16 protein-coding genes and 1 other RNA gene are annotated in these 24,691 nt (G+C 59.9%); 7 read left to right on the top strand and 10 right to left on the bottom strand.

Going from position 1 to position 24,691, the window contains the following annotated elements; translation table 11 throughout:
* Positions 1-189 precede the first annotated feature (189 nt).
* Together AC1D2P_RS23680 and dnaX are read right to left on the bottom strand one after the other, a co-directional pair.
* Positions 190-528: a YbaB/EbfC family nucleoid-associated protein gene (locus AC1D2P_RS23680; protein WP_027921723.1), complete on the bottom strand. Its 339-nt coding sequence runs from the start codon at positions 526-528 to the stop codon at positions 190-192.
* 67 nt (positions 529-595) lie between these two features.
* Positions 596-2,689, bottom strand: a complete 2,094-nt coding sequence (gene dnaX / locus AC1D2P_RS23675) for a DNA polymerase III subunit gamma/tau (RefSeq protein ID WP_477757634.1) — start codon at positions 2,687-2,689, stop codon at positions 596-598.
* Between the two features lie 143 nt (positions 2,690-2,832).
* Between dnaX and AC1D2P_RS23670 the strand changes: the two genes are divergently transcribed.
* A complete protein-coding gene (locus AC1D2P_RS23670) occupies positions 2,833-3,579 on the top strand; it encodes a substrate-binding periplasmic protein (RefSeq protein WP_477757635.1) in 747 nt (248 codons plus the stop codon).
* 123 nt (positions 3,580-3,702) lie between these two features.
* Here AC1D2P_RS23670 and AC1D2P_RS23665 read toward each other — a convergent pair whose 3' ends face one another.
* Complete coding sequence (locus AC1D2P_RS23665) at positions 3,703-5,400, bottom strand: putative bifunctional diguanylate cyclase/phosphodiesterase (protein WP_223522459.1); 1,698 nt, start codon at positions 5,398-5,400, stop codon at positions 3,703-3,705.
* A 302-nt stretch (positions 5,401-5,702) separates the two neighbouring features.
* Here AC1D2P_RS23665 and AC1D2P_RS23660 point away from each other — a divergent pair, with 302 nt between their 5' ends.
* The gene (locus tag AC1D2P_RS23660) at positions 5,703-6,017 is read left to right on the top strand and encodes a helix-turn-helix domain-containing protein (protein ID WP_046027027.1); all 315 of its coding nucleotides are present in this window, start codon (positions 5,703-5,705) and stop codon (positions 6,015-6,017) included.
* A gap of 183 nt (positions 6,018-6,200) precedes the next feature.
* Here the strand turns inward: AC1D2P_RS23660 and ffs are convergent.
* The 6 genes from ffs to AC1D2P_RS23630 all read right to left on the bottom strand — a co-directional run bounded on the left by ffs (position 6,201) and on the right by AC1D2P_RS23630 (position 15,712).
* An RNA gene (gene ffs, locus AC1D2P_RS23655) (signal recognition particle sRNA small type) lies at positions 6,201-6,297 on the bottom strand.
* A 306-nt stretch (positions 6,298-6,603) separates the two neighbouring features.
* The gene (locus AC1D2P_RS23650) at positions 6,604-7,770 is read right to left on the bottom strand and encodes a zinc-binding metallopeptidase family protein (protein ID WP_477757636.1); all 1,167 of its coding nucleotides are present in this window, start codon (positions 7,768-7,770) and stop codon (positions 6,604-6,606) included.
* A 154-nt stretch (positions 7,771-7,924) separates the two neighbouring features.
* Positions 7,925-10,282, bottom strand: coding sequence for an NAD-dependent DNA ligase LigA (gene ligA / locus AC1D2P_RS23645; RefSeq protein ID WP_477757637.1), 2,358 nt, complete (start codon positions 10,280-10,282; stop codon positions 7,925-7,927).
* Between the two features lie 166 nt (positions 10,283-10,448).
* Positions 10,449-11,303: a cell division protein ZipA gene (gene zipA, locus AC1D2P_RS23640; RefSeq protein ID WP_477757638.1), complete on the bottom strand. Its 855-nt coding sequence runs from the start codon at positions 11,301-11,303 to the stop codon at positions 10,449-10,451.
* A gap of 258 nt (positions 11,304-11,561) precedes the next feature.
* Positions 11,562-15,050 (bottom strand): chromosome segregation protein SMC, encoded by a 3,489-nt coding sequence (gene smc / locus AC1D2P_RS23635; RefSeq protein WP_046027031.1) that lies wholly within the window; start codon positions 15,048-15,050, stop codon positions 11,562-11,564.
* A 2-nt stretch (positions 15,051-15,052) separates the two neighbouring features.
* A complete protein-coding gene (locus AC1D2P_RS23630) occupies positions 15,053-15,712 on the bottom strand; it encodes a GntR family transcriptional regulator (RefSeq protein WP_046027032.1) in 660 nt (219 codons plus the stop codon).
* A gap of 265 nt (positions 15,713-15,977) precedes the next feature.
* Between AC1D2P_RS23630 and xdhA the strand changes: the two genes are divergently transcribed.
* The 4 genes from xdhA to guaD all read left to right on the top strand — a co-directional run bounded on the left by xdhA (position 15,978) and on the right by guaD (position 22,117).
* Entirely contained in the window at positions 15,978-17,432 is a 1,455-nt protein-coding gene (gene xdhA / locus AC1D2P_RS23625; protein WP_477757639.1) for a xanthine dehydrogenase small subunit, read from the top strand.
* Positions 17,425-19,824: a xanthine dehydrogenase molybdopterin binding subunit gene (gene xdhB, locus AC1D2P_RS23620; protein ID WP_046027034.1), complete on the top strand. Its 2,400-nt coding sequence runs from the start codon at positions 17,425-17,427 to the stop codon at positions 19,822-19,824. The genes xdhA and xdhB overlap by 8 nt, the downstream gene beginning before the upstream one ends.
* A gap of 118 nt (positions 19,825-19,942) precedes the next feature.
* Positions 19,943-20,788: a xanthine dehydrogenase accessory protein XdhC gene (xdhC, locus tag AC1D2P_RS23615; RefSeq protein WP_046027035.1), complete on the top strand. Its 846-nt coding sequence runs from the start codon at positions 19,943-19,945 to the stop codon at positions 20,786-20,788.
* 24 nt (positions 20,789-20,812) lie between these two features.
* Positions 20,813-22,117: a guanine deaminase gene (gene guaD / locus AC1D2P_RS23610; RefSeq protein WP_477757640.1), complete on the top strand. Its 1,305-nt coding sequence runs from the start codon at positions 20,813-20,815 to the stop codon at positions 22,115-22,117.
* A gap of 177 nt (positions 22,118-22,294) precedes the next feature.
* On the opposite strand, the gene AC1D2P_RS23605 is transcribed toward guaD, so the two are convergent.
* Complete coding sequence (locus tag AC1D2P_RS23605) at positions 22,295-23,059, bottom strand: GntR family transcriptional regulator (RefSeq protein WP_046027037.1); 765 nt, start codon at positions 23,057-23,059, stop codon at positions 22,295-22,297.
* A 391-nt stretch (positions 23,060-23,450) separates the two neighbouring features.
* On the opposite strand from AC1D2P_RS23605, the gene AC1D2P_RS23600 reads away from it, so the two are divergent.
* Entirely contained in the window at positions 23,451-24,641 is a 1,191-nt protein-coding gene (locus tag AC1D2P_RS23600; protein WP_046027038.1) for a benzoate/H(+) symporter BenE family transporter, read from the top strand.
* Positions 24,642-24,691 lie beyond the last annotated feature (50 nt).

The following is a 24,691-nucleotide window of genomic DNA, read 5'->3' as shown; positions in this document are numbered from 1 at the left end:
CTCTGCGTGGGAATGCAGCCCGGGACGCTCCGCGTCCCAAAGCGTGACGCAGAGCGTCACAAGAGGCATTCCCACGCAGAGCGTGGGAACGATCGGTCGGAGCTGGAACGATCAGTGTGGGCCAGAAACAAAAATGCCAGGCGCATTGCCTGGCATTTTTTTGTAGCTCATCCGACGCGCTTTAGCGAATCAGAATGGCAGCTTCATGCCCGGCGGCAATTGCATGCCAGCGGTCATGCCGGACATTTTGTCCTGGCTGTTGGCTTCGATCTTGCGCACAGCGTCGTTGACGGCGGCGGCAACGACCGCTTCCAGCATTTCCTTGTCGTCTTCGCTCAGGCCTTCGACCAGGCTTGGGTCGATGGTCACGCTCTTGACGTCATGACGACCGGTCATGACCACGGTGACCATATCGCCGCCGGCTTTACCGATGACTTCAGCATTGGCCAATTCTTCCTGCATCTTGGCCATTTTTTCCTGCATCTGCTGCGCCTGCTTCATCAGGCCGGCCATGCCACCTTTCATCATGGGAATCACCTCGAAAGTACTTGGATTAAAACAGCGCCCGGCCCATGTGACCGAACGCCTTCAGTTATTAGCCCTGACTGACCAGAGCGTCGACAGGTTCAATAGTATCGTTACGGATCACCGCACCGAACTGCTGCATCATTTGCTGGATGAACGGATCACCGTGGATCGACTCTTCGGCTTCGCGCTGACGGTTGGCACGGCGCCTGGACGCGGCCTGGGCCGGGGTTTCCTGTTCCGGCTTGATCAGTTCCATGGTCAGGGTCAGTGTGCGCCCGTGAAACTGGTTCAGTGCATCGTTGAGACGACGCTGCTGGGTCGCGTTGAACAAGGCGCTGTGGGCCGGGTCCAGGTGCATCAGCCAGTGATCGCCCTCGACGGATATCAGTGTGCAGTTGGCGGCGATGCTGCCCGTCATGCCGGAGATCGGCAGTTTCGGGAACAGCTCCAGCCATTGCAGCGCCAGGCCCGTGGCCGGCATTGCAGCGGGTTCCGGCTCCGGTTCCGGCGCGGGTTCGGCGGTATGTTCGCTCGCCAGCTCATCGAGATAACTGTAGGCCGAATCCATGTCCGGCTCGATGTAATCCTCGTCCAGCGGCGGCTCGTCGTCCAGGTCCATGCCCGGCGTGGCGGCATCGACTTGGGCCACGGAAGGTTCCGGGATGGGCGCAGCGGCCCATTCCTGCGCATCCGGCACCACGCTGTCCGGCGTCGGCAGCGGCATCGGTGGCAAATCCGGCTGCTCGCCAGCAGTTTCCAGAACTGGCTCGACAGCAGGTTGCTGGACAACTTCAGGCTCGACCGGATCATTCCACGGCAGGTCAACGACGGCTTCGACCGCCACCGGCGCAACGACTGGCTCGGGCACCACAACGGGTGCAACCGGCTCAGGCTCCTCGGGTGCTGGAGCGGGCGCAACAACGGCCGCGACTGGCGCAGGCGAAGGCACAACAGGTGCTACTGCCGCAGCGACTACCGGCGCAACAACCGGCGCGGCAGCCACTGAATTTGCGGAATCAACTGTGGCCTGGCTGATCCCCACTGGCTTTAGCGGTTGCCTCGGGGCGTCGGCGGTGTCTGCCGGGCGGAAGGCGAGCATGCGCAGCAAGACCATTTCGAAGCCGCCACGCGGGTCGGGAGCCAGCGGCAAATCGCGACGGCCGATCAGGCCCATCTGGTAGTAAAACTGTACGTCTTCGGCCGGCAACGCCTGGGCCAGCGCCAGCACCCGGTCACGGTCGCCGTGACCGTTGTCGACACCTTCAGGCAAGGCCTGGGCGATGGCAACACGGTGCAGCACGTTGAGAATTTCCGAGAGCACGCCGTTCCAGTCCGGGCCTTGTTCAGCCAAATGACGGACACCTTCGAGCAACGCCTTGGCGTCACCTTCGATCAACGCATGCAAAACGTCGTAGACCTGGCCGTGATCCAGCGTGCCGAGCATCGCCCGCACGTCGGCGGCCATGACCTTGCCTTCACCAAAGGCAATGGCCTGGTCGGTGAGGCTCATGGCATCGCGCATCGAGCCATCGGCGGCACGGCCCAGCAACCACAGTGCATCATCTTCGAACGGCACGTTCTCGACACCCAGCACGTGGGTCAAATGCTCGACCACACGTTCCGGCGTCATGTTCTTCAGGGAGAATTGCAGGCACCGCGACAGAATGGTTGCAGGAAGTTTCTGCGGATCGGTCGTCGCCAGGATGAACTTGACGTAGGGCGGCGGCTCTTCGAGGGTTTTCAACAGCGCATTAAAGGAATGGCTGGAGAGCATGTGCACTTCGTCGATCAGGTAGACCTTGAAGCGCCCTCGGCTTGGGGCGTATTGCACGTTGTCGAGCAGTTCGCGGGTGTCTTCGACCTTGGTCCGGCTCGCGGCGTCGATCTCGATCAGGTCGACAAAGCGCCCCTCATCGATTTCGCGGCACACCGAGCACTCGCCACACGGTGTCGACGTGATACCTGTTTCACAGTTCAGGCATTTGGCGATGATGCGTGCGATGGTGGTCTTGCCGACCCCCCGCGTACCGGTAAACAAGTAGGCGTGGTGCAGCCGCTGGCTGTCCAAGGCATTGATCAGAGCCTTGAGCACATGGGTCTGGCCGACCATTTCGCGGAACGAGCGCGGACGCCATTTACGTGCAAGAACCTGATAACTCATCGAAAACCGTCGCAACTAAGGAACAGAAGCGGCTAATGCTAGCGGAGCAAGGCCAAAATTGCATCCGGTGTGCTCGTCTAATCTGGCTAAGCTGCGCGTTTGGGGCTTTAATCGGCTCGGGTTTCAGTTGTACCGGAGCGTTTATGCGTTGTGCCTTGGGGGCATTGCTGTGGATAAGTCTGAACGTCGCCGCCGCCGAAACGCCGCTGCGTTTTGTCATCCCCGACAGTTGGGCCATGCCAATGGTGCAACTGGATCACGGCCGCCCGACCCAGGGCATCCTGTATGACGTGATGCTCAGCCTCGCCACCCAGGTCGGGGTACCCGCCGAGTTTCATGTAATGCCTCGGGCACGTGTACAAGGCGCCATGGAGCATGGCGACGTTGATATCCGCTGCTACGCCGCGCAGTCCTGGCTTCCGAATCAGTCCGGCGACTACATCTGGAGCATTCCGCTGTGGTTTCAACGCGACGTGCTGACCAGCCAGCAAGACCCTCCCGCCTCCGTGCTGCCTGCAAATTTGTCACGCCAACCCATCGGCACAGTGCTGGGCTATACCTATCCGACGCTGCAACCGTTGTTTGATGCCGATCGCCTGCACCGCGAAGACGCGCGCAATCAGGAACAAGTGCTGGAAAAACTCAACGCCGGGCGCTATCGCTATGCCGTGAGCAATCAATGGACACTGGATTGGTTCAATCAGCGCCTGCTGCCCGAGCGGCAGCTCAAAGCAGTGGCCGTGGTGCAGGAACAACGTGTCGGTTGCTACATACGCAATGACCCCAAGGTGCCGGCGCAACGAATTCTTCGCACCTTGTTGCGAATGAAAATGTCGGGGGAAATCGATGACTACATTCGTCTGTATATTGGCACCCCCGCAAGCCTGTAGCAGCTGGCGAAGCCTGCGTCCGACTGCGCAGTAGTCGTAAATCCTGTATCCACGGTACATCTGGAAAACTGCGTCGCCTGATTTTACGACTGCTGCGCAGTCGGACGCAGGCTTCGCCAGCTGCTACAGGGACGTCACCAGCCGCCATTGCGCCGGCGCAACAAACGTCGCGACCCAGCCAGGCACCTCTTCGGCTGGCATGGGTCGGGCGATGAAATACCCTTGGGCGATCTCGCAGCCCATTTGCAACAGCAATTCACCGTGCTCAACGCTTTCCACCCCCTCGGCGATCACTCGTCGGCCAAACGCCCGGGCCAGCCCGATCACGGCAGTGGTCAGCGCCAGATCATCGCGGTCATCAAGCATGTCGCGAATGAACGACTTGTCGATCTTGATCGTTTGCGTGCGCAAACGCTTGATGTAGCTCAGCGACGAATAACCAGTGCCAAAGTCACCCAGTGAAAACTGCACCCCCAGCGCCTGACAGGCCTGCAAACATGCCGTGACATGATGAATGTTCTCAACGGCGACTGACTCGACGACTTCCAGGTCAAGCATCTGCGGGGGAACGTGGGCATGCCTTGCCAGCACCTGTTTGAGCCGCTCAACAAAATCCGCTCGCTGAAAATGCCGTGCCGCGACATTGACGCTGATCGGCCAGCTCTGCCCCATCTGCTGCCAGCGATGCAGCTGCAACAGGACCTGATCCATCACCCATTCGCCGATGTCGATGATCAGGTCCGTCTCTTCTACCGGCGGCAGGAAATCCCTGGCCCGCAGCATGCCGTTTTGTGGATGGTCCCAACGCAACAGCGCCTCGAAACCGACCACGTCGCCCAACCGCATGTTGACCTTGGGCTGGAAATGCAGGCGCAACTCACCGGCCGTCAGCGCCTGACGCATGCGCTGGACAGTCTGGTGAGTTGCCTTGATCTCACGATCCCGAGACACATCAAACAGATGAAAACGGTTGCGTCCACGCTGCTTCGCCACGTACATGGCCTGATCGGCATGACGCAACAGGGTTTCGGCGTTTTCGTTATCGAGGGGAAACAGCGTGACACCAATGCTGGCGAACACATGGATGTCCTTGCCGTGCAGCGAGTACGGCGCCGAAACCGCCCCCAGCACCCGGTTCAACGCCGCACGCAATTGCGGTAGATCGCGAATATGACGCAGCACCAGCACAAACTCGTCGCCGGCCAATCGCGCCACCACATCCTCGCCGCGCACGATGTCGCGCAAACGCCGGGCCACCTCTACCAGCAACACATCGCCGCTGGCATGACCGTAGCCATCGTTGACCGCCTTAAAACCGTCGAGATCAAGCATGCACACCGCCAACGGGATGTCTTCCTGTCGGGACATCGCCAGTGCCTGATCCAAAAGGTCCGAGAGATACGCTCGATTGGGCAATCCGGTCAGCGCGTCATGCCCTACCCGCCATTGCAAGACGTGCAGCAACTCGCGCTTTTCACTGATGTCGAACCGAATCGACAGGTATCGATCGACCCGTCCGGTGGCATCGTCGAGCACCGGCACCATGGTGCTGTCGACCCAGTAAAGGCTGCCGTCCTTGGCGCGATTGCAGATTTCCCCCTTCCACACACCGCCCAACGCAATGGTGCGCCACATGGCAGAAAAGAAATCGGTGGGATGTTGGCCGGAATTGAGGAGACGATGATTCTGGCCGATCAGCTCTTCACGGCTATAGCCAGACACGTCACAGAATTGGTCATTGACGTAGGTGATCCGGCCTTCCAGATCCGTCTCGGAAAAAATGGCGGCGGCATCCACGGCCCTTCGGTATTTATCATCCATGAATCAGGCTCGTTGTCGCTGGCGGAGGGGTGGCGCAAACACGTTTCATCCCGAGACCCGTAGGCGATGGTTCCCGCAGAACCGCAGATCAATCAGGCGAAAAACCTCGTGCAAGTCTGACGAGGGAGCGCAATGCTGACAGCTTCACATCGCCCAATCTCCGGAATGGCGTCACCCAATGCCGCTCAAGGGTGGCAATTCTACGAAACGCATCACATTTTGCAAGACAAGGTGATGAAACATGCTGTTGTCTAATGTAAAAATCTATCGTTAAGTTCTTGATTCTAAATTGGAATTGAGCAATGCAAATTTCAAGTTTGGGTCCAGCCATCCGACGCTACCGCAAGGTCGCGGGGCTTACTCAGGCTGAACTCGGTGAAAAGACCGGCTTTGACCCCAAAACCATCAGCCGCTTTGAAACGGGCACCTATACCCCCAGCGTGGAAGCGTTGTTCCTGCTTGCCGACGTGCTGGGTGTGAAGCTGGCCGCTTTTTTCGCAGACCTGGGCGATGAAGATGAGCAGCGGGCGTATCTGTTCGGCGTCATACACAAAGCCACCCCGAAGGAACTGGGAAAGCTGATTGCAGCGGTTGACCAGGCCTTGTCCAAGCCTTAGTGCATAAATGACAAAAGGAGGCCGACTTGTCTGATGCGACAGGTCGGCCTCCTTTTTTATTGTGCGCTCCGAAAATCGGAAACGACGAAACACCGCCCTGGACGTGATCCATGGCAGAGAAGACAAATAAGTATTTTCAAACCGATAACGCGAGAGAGGGCTCGCGTGGCGTTAAGGTGGTAACCCCACCAGCCACACCCCGGCACACAATGTTCCCGCTGTGGCTGCTGCCTTCCGGCTCTGACCAGGTTCACGGGTAATCGTTGCGGGGGGACCGATGGGGTCACCATAACGACGCTCACCTGACGGCGAGCCGCGCCATTGTACCTATCTGAGACGAAGTTACAACCGTTGGTGCGGATTAAAAAATATGAGCCGCTTCAAGGACATGCAATGCCTCTGAAACACCGCTGTCTGTAGCAGCTGCCGAGCCCGCGAGGCTGCGTCCGGCTGCGAAGCAGACGTAAAATCAGAGGGCGCGGTTTTTCAGATAAACCACGATCACCCAACAGGCGACTGCTTCGCAGCCGGACGCAGCCTCGCGGGTTCGACAGCTGCTACAAGCGGACGTCCAATTGAGCGATCGTCATAGCTCCTGCATCACCTCATCCGCCCTGCCGCCCTCTTGCTGGATCACCAAGTGAATAAAATGCAGCTTGGCGATCACCGCCGGTGGCAACACGAACGGATAGAAATCCGGCTGCCCCATGCTGCGCGAAAGCTCATTGAGCATGCCGGCCAGTTCGATCCATGCATTGACGAACGACAGGAACGCCCCACCGCCGGGATGCTGTGGATCGTAGAGTGTGCTTAGGGGAAATGGCTGGTAATCAAGATCCATTTCCCGCGCACTCATGCCGAATCCCAGAGCGGTGTCCACCGCATCCATCATGTGCAGGTAGTGCGCCCAGGTTTCCGCCCAGTCTTCCCAAGGGTGCATGGTCGCGTAAGCACTGACACACTGTTGCTGCCAGTCCTGCGGTGTACCTTGCTGGTAATGCCGCTCCAGCGCCGCTGCGTAACTGGCGCGCTCGTCCCCGAACAGTCCGCGAAAGGGTTCCAACCAATGGCTATTGGCGATCAGCCGATCCCAGTAGTAATGCCCGACTTCGTGGCGAAAATGCCCGAGCAACGTGCGATACGGCTCGTGCATTTGCACACGGACCTGCTCACGGTGGGCGTCATCGGCTTCTTTGATGTCGAGGGTGATCAGGCCATTGGCGTGACCCGTGGTCGGCGGCTTGCCTTCGAGGTCGATACCGACGAAATCAAACGCCAGACCGCTTTGCTCGTCGACCGTTTTGGCAGTTATCTGCAAACCCAAGTCGAGCAACTGCGCGACCAGGCGCCTCTTGGCCGTTTCCACCTTGCGCCAGCGTTCGTGGTTTTCGGTAATCGACAGGTCCGGGATGGTGTGATTCAGGCTGCAAGCAATGCATAGCGCATCGTGGTCGTTGGCCGGGAGCAGCCAATTACATGCGGCCGCGGAGTCGAGATTGGCGCAGCGGCGAAACACACCGGCTTGCGGGTCGGCGTCGACCAGCCAGGTATCCGCCTGTAAACCCGGTTGCAGCGACGACAGACGCCCCTGCTCGGGCTGATAACCGAGCGCCGCCGAACAAGCCAGGCACTGGCTGTTGCGAAAGAACAGCGACTGCCCGCATCGACACTGCCAGACCTTGCTGTTGCGCGCGCTTTCACCCATGAAAGGCGCGGCGATACGCGAGCTGAGCTGTTCAAAGAAGCGGTACATGGCGATCTCTCCCTGGGGCTTGCCAAGACTAGATCATTGTCGCGCGAAGATCGTTCCCACGTTCTGCGTGGGAATGTCGCCCCGGACGCTCCGCGTCCGCTGTGACGCAAAGCGTCACGGGATGCGCTACCACGCGGAGCGTGGGAACGATCAACTAAACAGAAATACCGTGTTGTTTCAGGAATTCGACAAACGCTTCTTCATCCAGCACTTTCAAACCCAACTCATTGGCCTTGGCCAGCTTCGAACCGGCGCCCGGCCCGGCCACCACGCAGTGGGTCTTGGCCGACACCGAGCCCGCCACCTTGGCACCGAGGCTTTCAAGTTTGTCCTTGGCGATGTCGCGACTCATCAACTCCAGCGAACCGGTCAGCACCCAGGTCTGCCCAGCCAGTGGCAAGCCTTCGACGACTTTCTTCTCGCTCAGCCAGTGCATGCCGAAATCGCGCAACTGCTGCTCGGCCGCCTGCGCAAGCTGGCGATTGTCTTCAACGGCAAAAAACTCGCGAACTGAATTGGCCTGCTTCTCTGGCAGCGCCTGACGCATGTCCAGCCAGTCAGCGCTCATCACCGCTTCCAGCGACCCAAACTTGTCCGCCAGCTTCTGTGCCCCGCCCGGCCCCACCGACGGAATGTGCAACTTGTCGAGGAAGCCGCCCAGCGTGGTACTCGCGGCAAACTCAGCACCGAGCTCGCCCTGATCCTGAATCTGCAGGCCGTGCTTGAGCAGTTCCGCGATCACCTGCTGGTTGTGCGCATCTTCAAAGAAACTGTGGATCTCATACGCCACTTCCAGGCCGACATCCGGCAAGTACGTGAGCACTTGCGGCAACGCCTGCTGAACCCGCTCCAGCGAACCGAGAGAGCGCGCCAGCACCTTGGCCGTCTCCTCACCGACATCAGGAATCCCGAGTGCATAGATAAAGCGCGCCAGGCTCGGCTTCTTGCTGTCCTCGATGGCGCTCAGCAGTTTGTTGCTCGACAGTTCGGCAAAACCTTCCAGGTCGACGATGTCGTCGAACTTCAGGGCATACAGATCGGCTGGCGAACTGACCAGGCCTTCGTCGACCAGTTGCTCGACGCTCTTGTCACCCAGGCCTTCGATGTCCATCGCGCGACGGGAAACGAAGTGAATGATCGCCTGCTTGAGCTGCGCCCCGCAGGCCAGACGACCGACGCAACGGTACACCGCCCCTTCGCTGACGGTCTCACGACCTTTACTGCGCTTGACCAATTGCGTGCGCTCGACGTGTGAGCCGCACACCGGGCACTGTTCGGGAATCTGCACCGGCCGGGCATTTTCCGGACGGCGCTCGAGCACCACTTGCACCACTTGGGGAATCACATCTCCGGCGCGACGGATGATCACCGTGTCGCCGATCATCAGGCCCAAACGCGCGACTTCGTCCATGTTGTGCAACGTCGCATTGGCCACGGTGACGCCGGCCACCTTGACCGGTTTCAAGCGCGCCACTGGCGTGACAGCGCCGGTACGACCGACCTGGAATTCCACGTCGAGCAACTCGGTGAGTTCTTCCATGGCCGGGAATTTGTGCGCGATCGCCCAGCGCGGCTCGCGAGCGCGAAAACCCAGCTCCCGCTGCGAGGCGATGCTGTTGACCTTGAACACCACGCCGTCAATCTCATACGCCAGGGCGTTGCGGCGCTCGCCGATGTCGCGGTAGTAATCCAGGCATTCGTCGATGCCGTGCGCCAGTTTCAGCTCGTGGCTGATCGGCATGCCCCACACCTGGAGTTGCTTGAGATTGCCGATGTGTGTGTCGGCGATGTCCGCCGAAATCTGGCCGATGCCATAGCAGCAGAATTCCAGCGGACGGTTGGCGGTGATCTTGGAATCCAGCTGGCGCAAGCTACCGGCGGCGGCGTTACGCGGGTTAGCGAAGGTCTTGCCGCCGACTTCCAGCTGCGTGGCATTGAGCCGTTCGAAACCGGCCTTGGACATGAACACTTCGCCGCGCACTTCCAGGGTCGCTGGCCAGCCAGTGCCGTGCAGCTTGAGCGGAATGTTGCGCACGGTGCGCACGTTGATGCTGATGTCTTCGCCAGTGGTGCCGTCACCGCGCGTCGCGCCGCGTACCAGCACGCCGTCCTGATACAGCAAGCTGACCGCCAGGCCATCGAGCTTCGGCTCGCAGCTGTATTCCACCGCCGCGCCGCCACCGAACAGATCACCGACCGGTAGATCCAGGCCTTCTGTCACCCGGCGATCGAACTCGCGCATGTCGGTTTCTTCGAAGGCGTTGCCAAGGCTGAGCATCGGTACTTCGTGACGCACTTGCGTGAACGCAGACAACGCGGCGCTGCCCACGCGCTGGGTCGGCGAATCGCTGGTGATCAGTTCGGGATGGTCCGCTTCAAGGGCTTTGAGCTCGTGGAACAAGCGGTCGTATTCAGCGTCCGGAATACTGGGCTCGTCCAGCACGTGGTAACGGTAATTGTGCTGATCCAGCTCAGCGCGCAGCTCTAGAATGCGGTTTTTGGCGGCGATCATGGGTGTTCTCTCATAAAGCAAAAGAGCAGCCGAGGCTGCTCAATCTGTTAAATCATTGTAGGAACACGGCTTGCCGGCGATGGCGTCTTTGAGATCGCCATCGCGAGCAAGCTCGGCTCCTACAGGGTACGGGAGACGCGGCGCAGTCCCCCATACGTTGTCAATTTCAACGCTTCTGGGTCAGGGCGCGACGCTCGAATTCAACGATGCGCTGACGGTAGTGCTCAATCGTCTGGGCGGTCAGCACACTGCGCTGGTCGTCTTTCAGTTCGCCGTTCAGTTCCTGGGACAGTTTGCGCGCCGCGGCCACCATCACATCGAAGGCCTGCTTGGGATGACGCGGGCCTGGCAGACCGAGGAAGAAGCTCACCGCCGGGGTGCTGAAATGATCGATGTCATCCAGATCAAAGACGCCCGGCTTGACCGCATTGGCCATTGAGAACAGCACCTCGCCATTGCCGGCCATGCTTTCGTGACGGTGGAAGATGTCCATTTCACCGAAACGCAAACCGCTTTCCAGAATGTTCTGCAGCAGCGCCGGGCCTTTGAAACCGGCAGCGTCGCGGCAAATTACGCTGATCACCAACACTTCTTCCGCTTGCGGCTGATCTTTTTCGCTGACCGTTGGCGAGGCCTTGGTGTCATCCGGGAAATCGTCGTCACGGCTGCTGAAGCTCGGGCCGCCGTCCAGATCCAGGCTGAGGTTCATGTCGCCTTGCGACGGCTCGCCATGGCCGCGCTTGCCACGCTTGGAACCCGATTCGCGGGGCTCACGGGCAGGCATGCTCACCGACGGCAGATCGTGCTCGTCCAGTTGTGGTTCTTTGTGGTTGTCCAGCACGCGCGGCGGGCCCAACAGCTCGGCGCTGGTGTCCTCGTCCGGCAGATTGGACAAACTTCGGTCAAGACGGAATTTCAGTTTTCCCTTGCCACCGCGCATACGGCGCCAGCCATCAAAAAGAATACCGGCAATGACAATAATGCCGATGACGATCAGCCACTCGCGCAGACCGATTTCCATGTAATCCCGTGCCTCTATAAAAAATGCTGAAAAATAAGGGGTTTACAACCTGTAAACCGCTTTAAAACGTGGCGCCAACTCTATGTTCTGACAGGCGTTTTGCCCACGTATACGAAAAATTGACATTAAACTAGCACGACCAAAGGCAACTTTACACCGTCTGTCACAGTGGCTTTAGCGAATATGTCGATTGGCCAGCAAGTCAGGGCAAGTAAAAACATCCTACAGCCTTGTAATACCTGCCCTACAGACGCCAACTCAGGCATCCACCATCGCCATCGCCTCCTCGACATCCACCGCCACCAGACGCGAGCAACCCGGTTCATGCATCGTCACACCCATCAGTTGTTCAGCCATTTCCATGGCGATCTTGTTGTGGGTGATGTAGATGAACTGCACCGTCTGTGACATTTCCTTTACCAGCCGTGCGTAGCGTCCAACGTTAGCGTCATCCAGTGGTGCGTCAACTTCATCGAGCATGCAGAACGGCGCCGGGTTCAATTTGAAGATGGCAAAAACCAGGGCCAATGCGGTCAGGGCTTTTTCGCCACCGGAGAGCAAATGGATGGTGCTGTTCTTCTTCCCTGGCGGCTGCGCCATGATCGTTACCCCTGTATCGAGTAGATCTTCGCCCGTCAGTTCCAAATACGCGCGACCTCCACCGAAAACTTTTGGGAAAAGCGCCTGTAAACCGCCATTGATCTGATCAAAGGTATCTTTGAAGCGGTTACGGGTTTCCTTGTCGATCTTGCGAATCACGTTCTCGAGCGTGTCCAGCGCTTCCACCAGATCATCGTTCTGCGCATCCAGATAACGTTTACGCTCCGATTGTTGCTGGTATTCGTCGATGGCCGCGAGGTTGATCGCACCGAGACGCGAAATACGCGCGGCAATGCGTTCGAGTTCTTCTTCGGCATCCTTCTCGTTGGCCTCGGCCGTCAGCGTGGCGAGCACACCGTGAAGGTCGTAGCCGTCTTCCAGCAACTGCTCTTCAAGGGCCTTGCGGCGCACGGTCAGGGCTTGCCATTCCATGCGCTGGCCTTCCATTTGCCCGCGAATCAATTGCGATTGCTGCTCGGCCTGATTACGCCGTTTTTCGGCATCGCGCAGTTCGCGGTCGGCGTCTTCCAGGGCGATCTGCGCGGTCTTGAGTTCTTCGTCGACGGTCATGCGCTTGTCGAGCAACTCTTCCAGTTTCAACCGCAACTCTTCCAGGGGCGCCTCGCCCTCTTCCAGGTTCAGGTTGAGTTGTTCGCGTTTTTCGGTCAGGCGCTCGGATTGCATTTCCAGGCGCTCCAGCGCCTGACGCGTCGAGTCGTGTTGCGCCTTGAGCGAACCGAGGCGCACGGCCAATTGATGCGCGTGATCCTTGTGCTGCCGGGCTTCCTGACGCACCCGATCCAGTCGCTCGCGCAGGCTGTCGCGCTGGGCCAGCAGCAACTCGCGCTGCTCGGTGTCCAGCGCCATGGCGTCAAGGGCTTCCTGCAATTGCAGGCGCGCCTCACCGATATTCTCGTGCTCCAGCGCACGCTGCTCACTCAGTTCGGCCAGCTCTTCGTCCAGACGTGTGCGCCGCAACGTCAGTTGTTCGACCTTGGCTTTGCCGGCAGACAGTTGCGCTTTCAATTCGCCTTGCTGACGCGCTTCGTCTTGCAGCAGACGACGCAAATGCTCGCGCCCGTTTTCCTGCTGACGCTGTTGCGCCCGCAGATTTTGAAGTTGGGTTTCCAGTGTTTCGACCGTGGCTTCGCGTTCTTCGCGTTCCTCGGTCAGGCGCTGGATTTCCTGCCCTCGCGCCAGCACACCGCTTTCCGCTTCGCTGGCCCGGCGTACGCGTAAAAAGTGCCGACCGACCCAGTAGCCATCACGGCTGATCAGGCTCTGCCCGGCGCTCAATTGACCGCGCAGTGCCAGTGCCTGTTCGAGGCTATCGACCGGTTTGACCTGCCCCAGCCACGGCGACAAATCAATTCGCGCCTCGACCTTGTCGAGCAAACTGCCCGGTACGCGCACGCCGTCGGTGGCCGGGCTGAGCAAGCGCAAATCGCCTTGGGCGAAACCCGCCAGATCGAAGTCGCCAAAGTCGTCCACCAGCACGGCTTGCAGGTCGGCGCCCAGCACGGTTTCCACCGCCAGCTCCCAACCTGCTTCTACCTTAAGGCCTTCGGCCAAGCGCGGGCGATCCGCCAGGTGCTGTTCGCGCAACCATTCGGCGGTGCCGGTGCCCGGATCGAGCGCGGCCTGCTGCAAGGCTTCAAGGGAGGCCAGTCGACCGTTGAGGCGCTGCAAATCGCCTTGAGCCTGTTGCTGATTGTGCAGGGCCAATTGCAACTCTTGACGCAGTTGCTCAAGGCGTTCGACCTGAGCCTCTTCACTGGCCTGCAAATCTTCAAGCGTGGCTTCACTGGCGGCCAGCTGCTCGCTGAGTTCCATGATCGCCGCATCTTCCGGGTCCGCCGAGAGCAACGCACGCTCTTCGCCCAGCCGCTTCTGGCGGTCGGCCAAACGCTCCAGGCTGGTTTCCAGCTGCTGGATGCGTGACTGCTGCACTTCGGATTGGCGACGCGGCTCGGCGGCAGTGAGGTTGAACGTGTCCCACTGCTCCTGCCAGCCGTGCATGGTGGTTTCAGATTCTTCCAGCGCGGCGGCGGCCTCTTCGGCGGCGGCGCTGGTGACTTCCTGTTCCGGGGCGAGCAGGTCGAGCTCTTCGCCCAGGGTCAGCAGCAGCGTGCGGTCGTGGCCCAGGTGAGATTCGGTTTCCAGACGCGCGCGCTCGGCCTCCTTCAAATCGTCTTGCAGCTGACGCAGACGCTGTTGGCCGTGCTGGATGCTCTGCTCGACCCGGGCGATATCGCCGCCGACCGAATAGAAACGTCCCTGCACCAGATTGAAGCGTTCAGACAGGTCATGGTGCCCGTCGCGAAAGCGTTCGATGCTCGCATCGGCATTGCGTTGCTCGGCGACCAAGGCTTCGAAGGTGACTTCCTGGTTGCCGATCACCGCTTCACGCTGACCGACCTGCTCGTTCAGCGCCTGCCAGCGCAAGGCTGACAACTGGGCCTTGAGCTGACGCTCTTCGCCTTTGTATTCCTGATACTTCTTCGCGGCCTCGGCCTGGCGGTGCAGGCGTTCGAGTTGTCGCTCCAGCTCTTCGCGCAGGTCAGTCAGGCGTGCGAGGTTTTCGTGAGTGCGACGGATGCGGTTTTCAGTTTCGCGCCGGCGCTCCTTGTACTTGGAGATGCCTGCCGCTTCTTCAATAAAGTTGCGCAGGTCTTCGGGCTTGGATTCGATCAGCTTGGAGATCATCCCCTGCTCGATAATCGAATAGCTGCGCGGGCCCAGGCCGGTGCCGAGGAAGATGTCGGTGATGTCGCGACGCCGGCATTTGGTGCCGTTGAGGTAATAGGTGGTCTGGCTGTCGCGCGTCACTTTGCGGCGAATGGAAATTTCCGCATAGGCGGCGTATTCGCCGAGCAGGGTGCCGTCGGAGTTATCGAACACCAGTTCGATACTCGCCTGGCTCACCGGTTTGCGGCTGGTCGAACCGTTGAAGATGACGTCGGTCATCGACTCGCCGCGCAAGTTCTTCGCCGAACTCTCGCCCATCACCCAGCGTACGGCGTCGATGATGTTGGACTTGCCGCAACCGTTCGGCCCGACGACTGCCGCCATGTTACTGGGGAAGTTCACCGTGGTTGGATCGACGAAGGATTTGAACCCCGCCAGCTTGATGCACTTGAGCCGCACGCTTAGGCGTCCGTCAGGGCAGAGATCACCAGATCGCAACTGCGCTGGCCGTAAGCGGTCAGCACTTCACGGATCTGCGCAAAATCGCGGGCAATCACGGCTGCGAGCAAGCGCTCGAACAGTTCCAGATACTCGCTCATCGACGCCTTGCGCTGATCCAGGGCAAGGAAGTAAGCACGGCTCATGGCTGGCTGCAGATTCTCGACGGTTTCCTGCAGATACGGATTGTTGGCAAATGGATACGTGGCGCGCATCACGCTGAAACTGTCGTCGACGAAGGTGTGGATGTCCTGGCGTTCGTAACTGGCAGCCAAACGCTGCTGTATTTGCACGAACGGCGCCAGGTCGGCCTGGACTTTCCAGCCACTGGCCACGGCATTGGCGAGCAGGATGTACATCTCGCCCATCAGCGTGCACAGGCTCTGCACCTTGTGCGGGGTGAGCTCGGTCACATGGGCGCCACGTCGCGGCAGGATCGCGATCAAGTGACGGCGCTCAAGGATCAGCAAGGCTTCGCGGACCGAACCGCGGCTGACATTGAGAGCCAGCGTGACCTTCTGTTCCTGAATGCGCTCCCCGGGCTTCATTTCGCCGCGAATGATGCGTTCGGCGAGGTGGTGAGCAATTTGCTCGGCGAGGCTGTCCGGCGCCTTGAACGTCATGGTTGTCCTTCAAACTCTTCGATCTGCACAAGCGGCGCAGTGTAGCGCACTTGATAGGTCATGGCGCAGGGCCCACTCGGCGGTTTTGGCACGATTCAAGCAAAAAGCAGGCAAGTGCGCGAGGGTCAATAATGAATAAATGAGGTGTTAACCGACAAAATGCTTTTTCCTGACCTTCAAGTCAGAAAAACATTGACCGAAAAGTCAGACCTGCTAAATTCGGTTCAAGTGGGTTAACAACAATAATGAGTCTGCGAGGCCTTCCGTGATCCAGTTTTTACTTAACCAGGAACTCCGTAGTGAGCACGCCCTGGACCCAAACCTGACCGTGCTCAATTATCTGCGCGACCATGTGGGCAAACCCGGCACCAAAGAAGGCTGCGCCAGCGGTGACTGTGGCGCCTGCACCGTGGTGGTCGGCGAGTTGCAAACGGATGACGATGGCCGCGAACACATTCGTTATCGCAGCCTCAATTCGTGCCTGACGTTCGTCTCGTCATTGCACGGCAAACAATTGATCAGCGTTGAAGACCTCAAGCACAAAGGCCAACTGCACAGCGTGCAACAAGCCATGGTCGAGTGCCACGGCTCGCAATGCGGCTTCTGCACCCCCGGCTTTGTCATGTCGCTGTTCGCCCTGCAAAAGAACAGTGATCAACCGGACTCGCACAAGGCCCACGAAGCGCTGGCCGGCAACCTGTGCCGCTGCACCGGCTACCGACCGATCCTGGAAGCGGCCCAACAGTCCTGCTGCGGTAAAAAACCGGATCAGTTCGACGCCCGTGAAGCAGAGACCATCGCGTGCCTGAAAGCCATCGCCCCCACCGCCATCGGCGAACTCAACAGTGGCGACAAGCGCTGCCTGGTGCCGTTGACTGTCGCCGACCTGGCCGACCTCTATGACGCTTATCCACAAGCCCGCCTGCTGGCCGGCGGCACGGACCTGGCGCTGGAAGTCACGCAGTTCCACCGTACCTTGCCGGTGATGATCTATGTCGGCAACGTCGCCGAGATGAAGCGCATCGAGCGCTTCGACGATCGCCTGGAAATCGGCGCCGCCACCGCCCTCTCCGATTGCTACGAAGCGCTGAACGCCGAATACCCGGACTTCGGTGAACTGCTGCAACGCTTTGCGTCCCTGCAGATCCGCAACCAGGGCACCCTCGGCGGCAACATCGGCAACGCCTCGCCTATTGGCGACTCACCTCCCCTGCTGATCGCCCTCGGTGCGCAGATCGTGCTGTGCAAAGGTGAAACCCGTCGCACCCTGGCGCTGGAGGATTACTTCATCGATTACCGGGTGACGGCGCGCCAGGAAAGCGAGTTCATCGAGAAGATCATCGTGCCGCGTGCCAGCGCCGAACAACTGTTCCGCGCCTACAAGGTGTCCAAGCGTCTGGACGATGATATTTCCGCGGTCTGTGCCGCGTTCAACATCCGTGTGGAAAACGGCGTGATCGCCGATGCCCGCGTGGCTTTCGGCGGCATGGCGGCCATCCCGAAACGTGCCAGCACCTGCGAAGCCATGTTGGCTGGTGCACCGTTCAACAGCGCCACCGTCGAGCGCGCCTGCGCCGCACTGGCCGAAGATTTCACCCCGCTGTCGGACTTCCGCGCGAGCAAGGAATACCGCCTGCTCAGCGCGCAGAACCTGCTGCGCAAATACTTCATCGAACTGCAAACACCGCACATCGAGACTCGGGTGACCGCTTATGTCTAATCATCACGCTGTAGAGAAGACCCAAGCCGAACTGGCTGAACTGTTCGCCAAGGACCTGACCACCGGTGTCGGCCGCAGCGTCAAGCACGACAGTGCCGCCAAGCATGTGTCCGGTGAAGCACAGTACATCGATGACCGCCTGGAATTTCCGAACCAGTTGCACGTCTATGCGCGCCTGTCAGACCGCGCCCACGCGAAAATCATCAGCATCGACACCGCGCCCTGCTACGCCTTCGAAGGCGTGCGCATCGCCATCACTCATGAAGACGTGCCAGGCCTGAAAGACATCGGCCCGTTGCTGCCGGGCGACCCGTTGCTGGCCATCGACACCGTGGAATTCGTCGGTCAACCGGTGATCGCCGTCGCGGCGAAAGACCTGGAAACAGCGCGCAAAGCCGCGATGGCCGCAATCATCGAATACGAAGATCTGGAGCCGGTACTGGACGTGGTCGAAGCCCTGCGCAAACGCCACTTCGTGCTCGACAGCCACACCCATCAACGCGGCGACTCAGTCACTGCATTGGCCACCGCTGAACATCGCATCCAGGGCACGCTGCACATCGGCGGCCAGGAACACTTCTACCTCGAAACCCAGATCTCGTCGGTGATGCCCACCGAAGACGGCGGCATGATCGTTTACTGCTCGACCCAGAACCCCACCGAAGTGCAAAAACTGGTGGCCGAAGTGCTGGACGTGTCGATGAACAAGATCGTCGTCGACATGCGCCGCATGGGCGGTGGTTTCGGTGGCAAGGAAACCCAGGCAGCGAGCCCGGCGTGCCTGTGTGCCGTGATCGCGCACCTCACCGGTCAACCGACCAAGATGCGCCTGCCGCGTGTCGAAGACATGCTGATGACCGGCAAGCGTCACCCGTTCTACGTCGAGTACGACGTGGGCTTCGACAGCACCGGTCGCCTGCATGGCATCAACCTCGAACTGGCTGGCAACTGCGGTTGCTCGCCGGACCTGTCGGCGTCGATTGTCGACCGTGCGATGTTCCACTCCGACAACTCGTACTACCTGGGCGATGCGACCATCAACGGTCACCGCTGCAAGACCAACACCGCGTCGAACACGGCCTATCGCGGCTTTGGCGGCCCGCAAGGGATGGTCGCCATCGAAGAAGTGATGGACGCGATTGCCCGTCACCTGGCCCTCGATCCGCTGGCCGTGCGCAAGGCCAACTATTACGGCAAGACCGAGCGCAACGTCACCCATTACTACCAGACCGTCGAGCACAACATGCTCGAAGAAATGACCGCCGAACTGGAAGAAAGCAGCCAGTACGCCGAACGCCGCGAAGCGATTCGTCGCTACAACGCCAACAGCCCGATCCTGAAAAAAGGCCTGGCGCTGACCCCGGTCAAATTCGGCATTTCGTTCACCGCCAGCTTCCTCAACCAGGCGGGTGCGCTGATCCACGTCTACACCGACGGCAGCATCCACTTGAACCACGGCGGCACCGAAATGGGCCAGGGTTTGAACACCAAGGTCGCGCAAGTCGTGGCCGAAGTGTTCCAGGTGGAAATGGACCGCGTGCAGATCACCGCGACCAACACCGACAAAGTGCCAAACACCTCGCCGACGGCCGCTTCCAGCGGTGCCGACCTGAACGGCAAGGCTGCACAGAACGCCGCCGAAACCATCAAGCAGCGCTTGGTCGAATTTGCCGCGCGCCAGTACAAAGTCAGCGAAGAAGACGTGGAATTCCACAACGGTCACGTGCGGGTTCGCGATCACATCCTGACGTTTGAAGCGCTGATCCAGCAGGCTTATTTCGCGCAGGTGTCACTGTCGAGTACCGGCTTCTACAAGACCCCGAAAATCTACTACGACCGCAGTCAGGCCCGCGGTCGTCCGTTCTACTACTTCGCCTTTGGCGCCGCGTGCTGCGAGGTGATCGTCGACACCCTGACCGGCGAGTACAAAATGCTGCGCACCGACATCCTCCACGACGTCGGCGCCTCGCTGAACCCGGCCATCGACATCGGCCAGGTCGAAGGCGGATTCATTCAGGGCATGGGGTGGCTGACCATGGAAGAGCTGGTCTGGAATGCCAAAGGCAAACTGATGACCAACGGCCCGGCCAGCTACAAGATCCCGGCCGTGGCGGACATGCCGCTGGACCTGCGGGTGAAGCTGGTGGAGAACCGCAAGAACCCGGAAGACACGGTGTTCCATTCCAAGGCCGTGGGCGAGCCGCCGTTCATGCTGGGCATTGCGTCGTGGTGCGCGATCAAGGACGCCGTGGCGAGCCTGGGTGACTACAAGCATCAACCGAAAATCGACGCACCGGCGACGCCGGAGCGGGTGTTGTGGGGCTGTGAGCAAATGCGCCAGTTGACGGCAGTGAAGGCTGTTGAGGCTGAGACCGAGTTGGCTTCGCTTTAAGACCGCAGTGCGGCCATCGCGAGCAAGCTCGGCTCCCACAGGGATTGCACGAAACCTGTAGGAGCATGGCTTGCCAGCGATGAGGCCCGAACAGACAACAAAAGATGTCGAGGTGAATATGTACAACTGGATCGACGCCCTCGCCGACCTGCAATCCCAGGGTGAACCCTGCGTGTTGGTAACCATCATCGAAGAGCTCGGCTCGACGCCGCGCAATGCCGGTTCGAAGATGGTCATCAGCGCAACCCAGAGCTTCGACACCATCGGTGGCGGGCACTTGGAATACAAAGCCATGCACATCGCCCGCGACATGCTCGCCAGCGGTAAGCAAGACACACATCTGGAGCGTTTCAGCCTGGGCGCCAGCCTCGGCCAGTGCTGCGGTGGCGCGACGGTGTTGCTGTTCGAACCGATGGGCCAGGTCCAGGCACAGATCGCCGTATTCGGTGCCGGCCACGTTGGCCGCGCATTGGTGCCACTGCTCGCCAGCCTGCCTTGCCGGGTACGCTGGATCGATTCGCGCGAAGACGAGTTCCCGGAACAGATCCCCCACGGCGTGCGCAAAATCGTTTCCGAAGAACCTGTGGATGAAATCGACGACCTGCCCGCCGGCAGCTACTGCATCGTCATGACCCACAATCACCAACTCGACCTCGAACTCACCGCCGCCATCCTCAAGCGCAACGACTTCGCCTACTTCGGCCTGATCGGTTCGAAGACCAAACGGGTGAAATTCGAACATCGCCTGCGCGACCGTGGTTTCGACAGCGGCGTCGTGCAACGCATGCGCTGCCCGATGGGTATCGGTGAAGTCAAAGGCAAGCTGCCTGTGGAAATTGCCATCTCCATCGCCGGCGAAATCATCGCCACCTATAACGCGAATTTCGGCCAGCAAACCGCCAGCGCCGGATCATCGATTGCCAAACTGCTGCCTGCTTCACGCCGCAGCCAAGCCTCCAATTGATAAGCCTAAAAACCGAGAGCCCCCATGCCTTTGACTCGCAAAGCTTACCGCGCCGCCATCCTGCACAGCATTGCCGACCCTGCTGAAGTCGGCATTGAAGCCTCGTACGAGTATTTCGAAGACGGCTTGCTGGTGGTCGACAACGGCCAGATCAGCGCGCTCGGCCACGCCAGCGACTTGCTGCCGACCCTGCCGGCCGACATTGAAATCACCCATTATCAGGATGCGTTGATCACCCCGGGTTTCATCGACACCCACATCCACTTGCCGCAAACCGGCATGGTCGGTGCCTACGGTGAACAACTGCTGGACTGGCTCAACACTTACACCTTCCCGTGTGAAAGCCAGTTCGCCGACAAGGCCCATGCGGACCAGGTGGCGGACATTTTCATCAAGGAACTGCTGCGCAACGGCACCACCACCGCACTGGTGTTCGGTAGCGTGCATCCACAATCGGTGAACTCATTCTTCGAGGCCGCCGAACAGTTGGAACTGCGCATGATCGCCGGCAAGGTGATGATGGACCGCAACGCCCCGGACTACCTGACCGACACCGCCGAATCCAGCTACGTCGAAAGCAAGGCATTGATCGAGCGCTGGCACGGCAAGGGTCGCCTGCACTACGCCGTCACCCCGCGCTTTGCGCCGACCAGCACCCCGGAACAACTGACCCTCGCCGGCCAACTGCTCAGCGAATTCCCTGACGTGTACATGCAGACCCACATCAGCGAAAACCTGAAGGAAATCGAGTGGGTCAAGGAACTGTTCCCCGAACGCAAGGGCTACCTCGACGTTTACGATCACTACCAATTGCTGGGTGAACGCTCGGTGTTCGCTCATGGCGTGCACCTGTGCGACGACGAGTGTGCGCGGCTCGCGGAAACCGGCTCGGCCATCGCCTTCTGCCCAACGTCGAACTTCTTCCTCGGCAGCGGTTTGTTCAATCTGCCGATGGCCGAGAAGCACAAGCTCAATGTCGGCATCGGCACCGATGTGGGCGGCGGCACCAGCTTTTCGATCCTGCAGACGCTGAACGAAGCGTACAAAGTCATGCAGTTGCAAGGCGCACGCCTGAGCCCGTTCAAATCGCTGTACCTGGCCACCCTGGGCGGTGCGCGTGCGCTGCGCCTGGAAGACAAGATCGGCACCTTGCTGCCGGGCACCGATGCCGACTTCCTGGTGCTGGATTACAACGCCACGCCGCTGCTGGGCTATCGCTTGAAACAGGCCAACAACATTGCCGAGACGTTGTTTGTGTTGATGACGCTGGGGGATGACCGGACTGTTCTGCAGACGTATGCGGCGGGGAATCTGGTGCATCAGCGCTAAGGTATTCCGGGCTGATCGTTCCAACGCTCTGCGTGGGAATGCCTCTAGGGACGCTCCGCGTCCAGTGACGCGGAGCGTCACGGGCTGCATTCCCACGCAGAGCGTTGGAACGATCAGACGCTCAAAAAAATCCCCCGCAGTCTTCAGGCTACGGGGGATTTTTTTGTCCCGGGTCTATCAGAGTTTCGCGGCCGACCGCCCTGGCTTTTTGGTCTGCAACAAATGCGAGAACACCGCGTGCAAATCATCCGACGCGCTTTCTTCGTCGAGGTTGAGTTTGCTGTCGATGTGATCCATGTGATGCATCATCAAATTCACCGCCAGCTCAGCGTTGCGCGCTTCGATGGCATCGATCAGTTGGGTGTGTTCATCGTAGGAACAGTGGGAACGGTTGCCACTTTCATATTGGGCGATGATCAATGAAGTCTGCGATACCAGGCTGCGCTGGAAGCTGATCAATGGCGCGTTCTTCGCCGCTTCGGCGAGTTTGAGGTGGAATTCACCCGACAGACGGATGCCCGCACCGCGATCGCCACGGGAGAAGCTGTCGCGCTCATCGTTGACCATTTGCCGCAACTCGGCGAGCTGCTCGGCGGTGGCATGCTCCACCGCCAGTTCGGTGATGGCCCGCTCCACCAGACGTCGGGCGAAGAACACCTGACGGGCCTCTTCGACGCTCGGGCTGGCGACGACCGCGCCACGGTTCGGACGCAGCAGCACCACGCCTTCATGGGCCAGGCGCGAGAGTGCGCGACGAATGATGGTGCGACTGACCCCGAAAATTTCCCCCAGCGCTTCTTCGCTCAACTTGGTGCCGGGCGCCAGGCGCTGTTCGAGGATGGCCTCGAAGATATGCGCGTAGACAATATCGTCCTGGGTACCGCTGCGGCCGGCTTTGCCTGCTCGCGGTTGTTTCTTGAGGGGCTGCAACTGTTCGTTCATGGGCACTCGAGTCGGGGGAGAACTGCGGCGAATTGACGGTGACTGTAATACGGCACAGTGGGTCGCTGGCAAGTATCGCGTAAAAAACACCGCGATTGTACACAATGGATGGTGGCAACACGACTGTACGGCTGTTTGTCGCTTCCGCTGTATTGCAACGATCCGCTACGTTTGAGTTTAGGCTTGAACGCAGAATCCGCGCGTTAACCCGATCCCTGTAGCAGCTGGCGAAGCCTGCGTTCGGCTGCGTAGCAGTCGTAAAACCTGAATACGCGGGCTCCCTTATACGCCGTGCCGGCTGATCTCACGACTGCTTCGCAGCCGAACGCAGGCTTCGCCAGCTGCTACAAAGGGCCTGGGCATCTCCACTAGAACAAGGAACAACGCCGTCATGAACGACGCCACGCACACGCAGCTCCGTCCCTTGGCCGACACCTCGCCATCGGCCATCGTCGCCGGTTTCATTGCGATGATGACCGGCTACACCAGCTCCCTGGTCCTGATGTTCCAGGCCGGACAAGCGGCGGGCCTGACCAGTGGGCAGATTTCGTCGTGGATCTGGGCGATCTCGATTGGCATGGCGGTGTGCTCGATCGGATTGTCCCTGCGTTATCGCACCCCCATCACCATTGCCTGGTCGACCCCCGGCGCGGCGTTGCTGATTACCAGCCTGGGCGGTGTGAGTTATGGCGAAGCCATCGGTGCCTACATCACCTGCGCAGTGCTGGTGACGATTTGCGGCCTGACCGGCAGCTTTGAACGATTGGTGAAAAAGATTCCGGCATCCCTGGCCGCGGCGCTGCTGGCGGGGATTCTGTTCAAGATCGGCAGCGAAATCTTCGTCGCCGCCCAGCACCGCACCGGGCTGGTGCTGGGCATGTTCTTCACGTACTTGCTGGTCAAACGCCTGTCGCCGCGTTATGCCGTACTGGCCGCGCTGTTGATCGGCACCGCATTGTCAGGGGCCATGGGGCTGCTGGATTTCACTGGTTTCCATCTGGAGGTGGCCACGCCGGTCTGGACCACCCCGCATTTCTCCCTGGCTGCAACCATCAGTATCGGAATTCCCCTGTTCGTGGTGGCCATGACCTCGCAGAACATGCCGGGCATCGCCGTCCTGCGTGCCGATGGCTACACTGTGCCGGCCTCACCGCTGATCACCACCACCGGCATCGCCTCGTTGCTACTGGCTCCGTTCGGCTCCCACGGCATCAACCTCGCGGCCATCAGCGCGGCGATCTGCACCGGGCCGCACGCCCACGAAGATCGCAACAAACGCTACACGGCAGCAGTGTGGTGCGGGATTTTCTACGGGATTGCCGGGGTGTTCGGCGCGACGCTGGCGGCGCTGTTTGCCGCATTGCCGAAAGAGTTGGTGCTGTCGATCGCGGCACTGGCGCTGTTTGGCTCGATCATCAATGGCTTGAGCATTGCCATGACCGAAGTGAAGGAGCGGGAAGCGGCGTTGATTACCTTTATGGTCACGGCGTCAGGGCTGACACTGTTTTCCATCGGTTCGGCGTTCTGGGGGATTGTGGCGGGGGTGGTGACGCTGGTGATTCTGAATTGGCGTAAAAGTTAAACGCTTCGCAGCCTCGTTTCACTCGACAGCTGCTACAGGACTCCTACACA

This window comes from Pseudomonas sp. P1_F1_2, assembly GCF_056405815.1.
The sequence above is the reverse complement of the archived record's forward strand: the minus strand, read 5'-3'. Positions and strand labels throughout refer to the sequence as shown.

What these genes read in the sequence shown, in the direction of transcription:
- AC1D2P_RS23605 (WP_046027037.1), bottom strand. Translation starts at nt 23,059, where the DNA reads ATGAACGAACAGTTGCAGCCCCTCAAGAAACAACCGCGAGCAGGCAAA.
- AC1D2P_RS23670 (WP_477757635.1), top strand. Translation starts at nt 2,833, where the DNA reads ATGCGTTGTGCCTTGGGGGCATTGCTGTGGATAAGTCTGAACGTCGCC.
- xdhB (WP_046027034.1), top strand. Translation starts at nt 17,425, where the DNA reads ATGTCTAATCATCACGCTGTAGAGAAGACCCAAGCCGAACTGGCTGAA.
- dnaX (WP_477757634.1), bottom strand. Translation starts at nt 2,689, where the DNA reads ATGAGTTATCAGGTTCTTGCACGTAAATGGCGTCCGCGCTCGTTCCGC.
- guaD (WP_477757640.1), top strand. Translation starts at nt 20,813, where the DNA reads ATGCCTTTGACTCGCAAAGCTTACCGCGCCGCCATCCTGCACAGCATT.
- AC1D2P_RS23630 (WP_046027032.1), bottom strand. Translation starts at nt 15,712, where the DNA reads ATGACGTTCAAGGCGCCGGACAGCCTCGCCGAGCAAATTGCTCACCAC.
- AC1D2P_RS23680 (WP_027921723.1), bottom strand. Translation starts at nt 528, where the DNA reads ATGATGAAAGGTGGCATGGCCGGCCTGATGAAGCAGGCGCAGCAGATG.
- zipA (WP_477757638.1), bottom strand. Translation starts at nt 11,303, where the DNA reads ATGGAAATCGGTCTGCGCGAGTGGCTGATCGTCATCGGCATTATTGTC.
- AC1D2P_RS23600 (WP_046027038.1), top strand. Translation starts at nt 23,451, where the DNA reads ATGAACGACGCCACGCACACGCAGCTCCGTCCCTTGGCCGACACCTCG.
- xdhC (WP_046027035.1), top strand. Translation starts at nt 19,943, where the DNA reads ATGTACAACTGGATCGACGCCCTCGCCGACCTGCAATCCCAGGGTGAA.
- AC1D2P_RS23650 (WP_477757636.1), bottom strand. Translation starts at nt 7,770, where the DNA reads ATGTACCGCTTCTTTGAACAGCTCAGCTCGCGTATCGCCGCGCCTTTC.
- AC1D2P_RS23660 (WP_046027027.1), top strand. Translation starts at nt 5,703, where the DNA reads ATGCAAATTTCAAGTTTGGGTCCAGCCATCCGACGCTACCGCAAGGTC.
- ligA (WP_477757637.1), bottom strand. Translation starts at nt 10,282, where the DNA reads ATGATCGCCGCCAAAAACCGCATTCTAGAGCTGCGCGCTGAGCTGGAT.
- AC1D2P_RS23665 (WP_223522459.1), bottom strand. Translation starts at nt 5,400, where the DNA reads ATGGATGATAAATACCGAAGGGCCGTGGATGCCGCCGCCATTTTTTCC.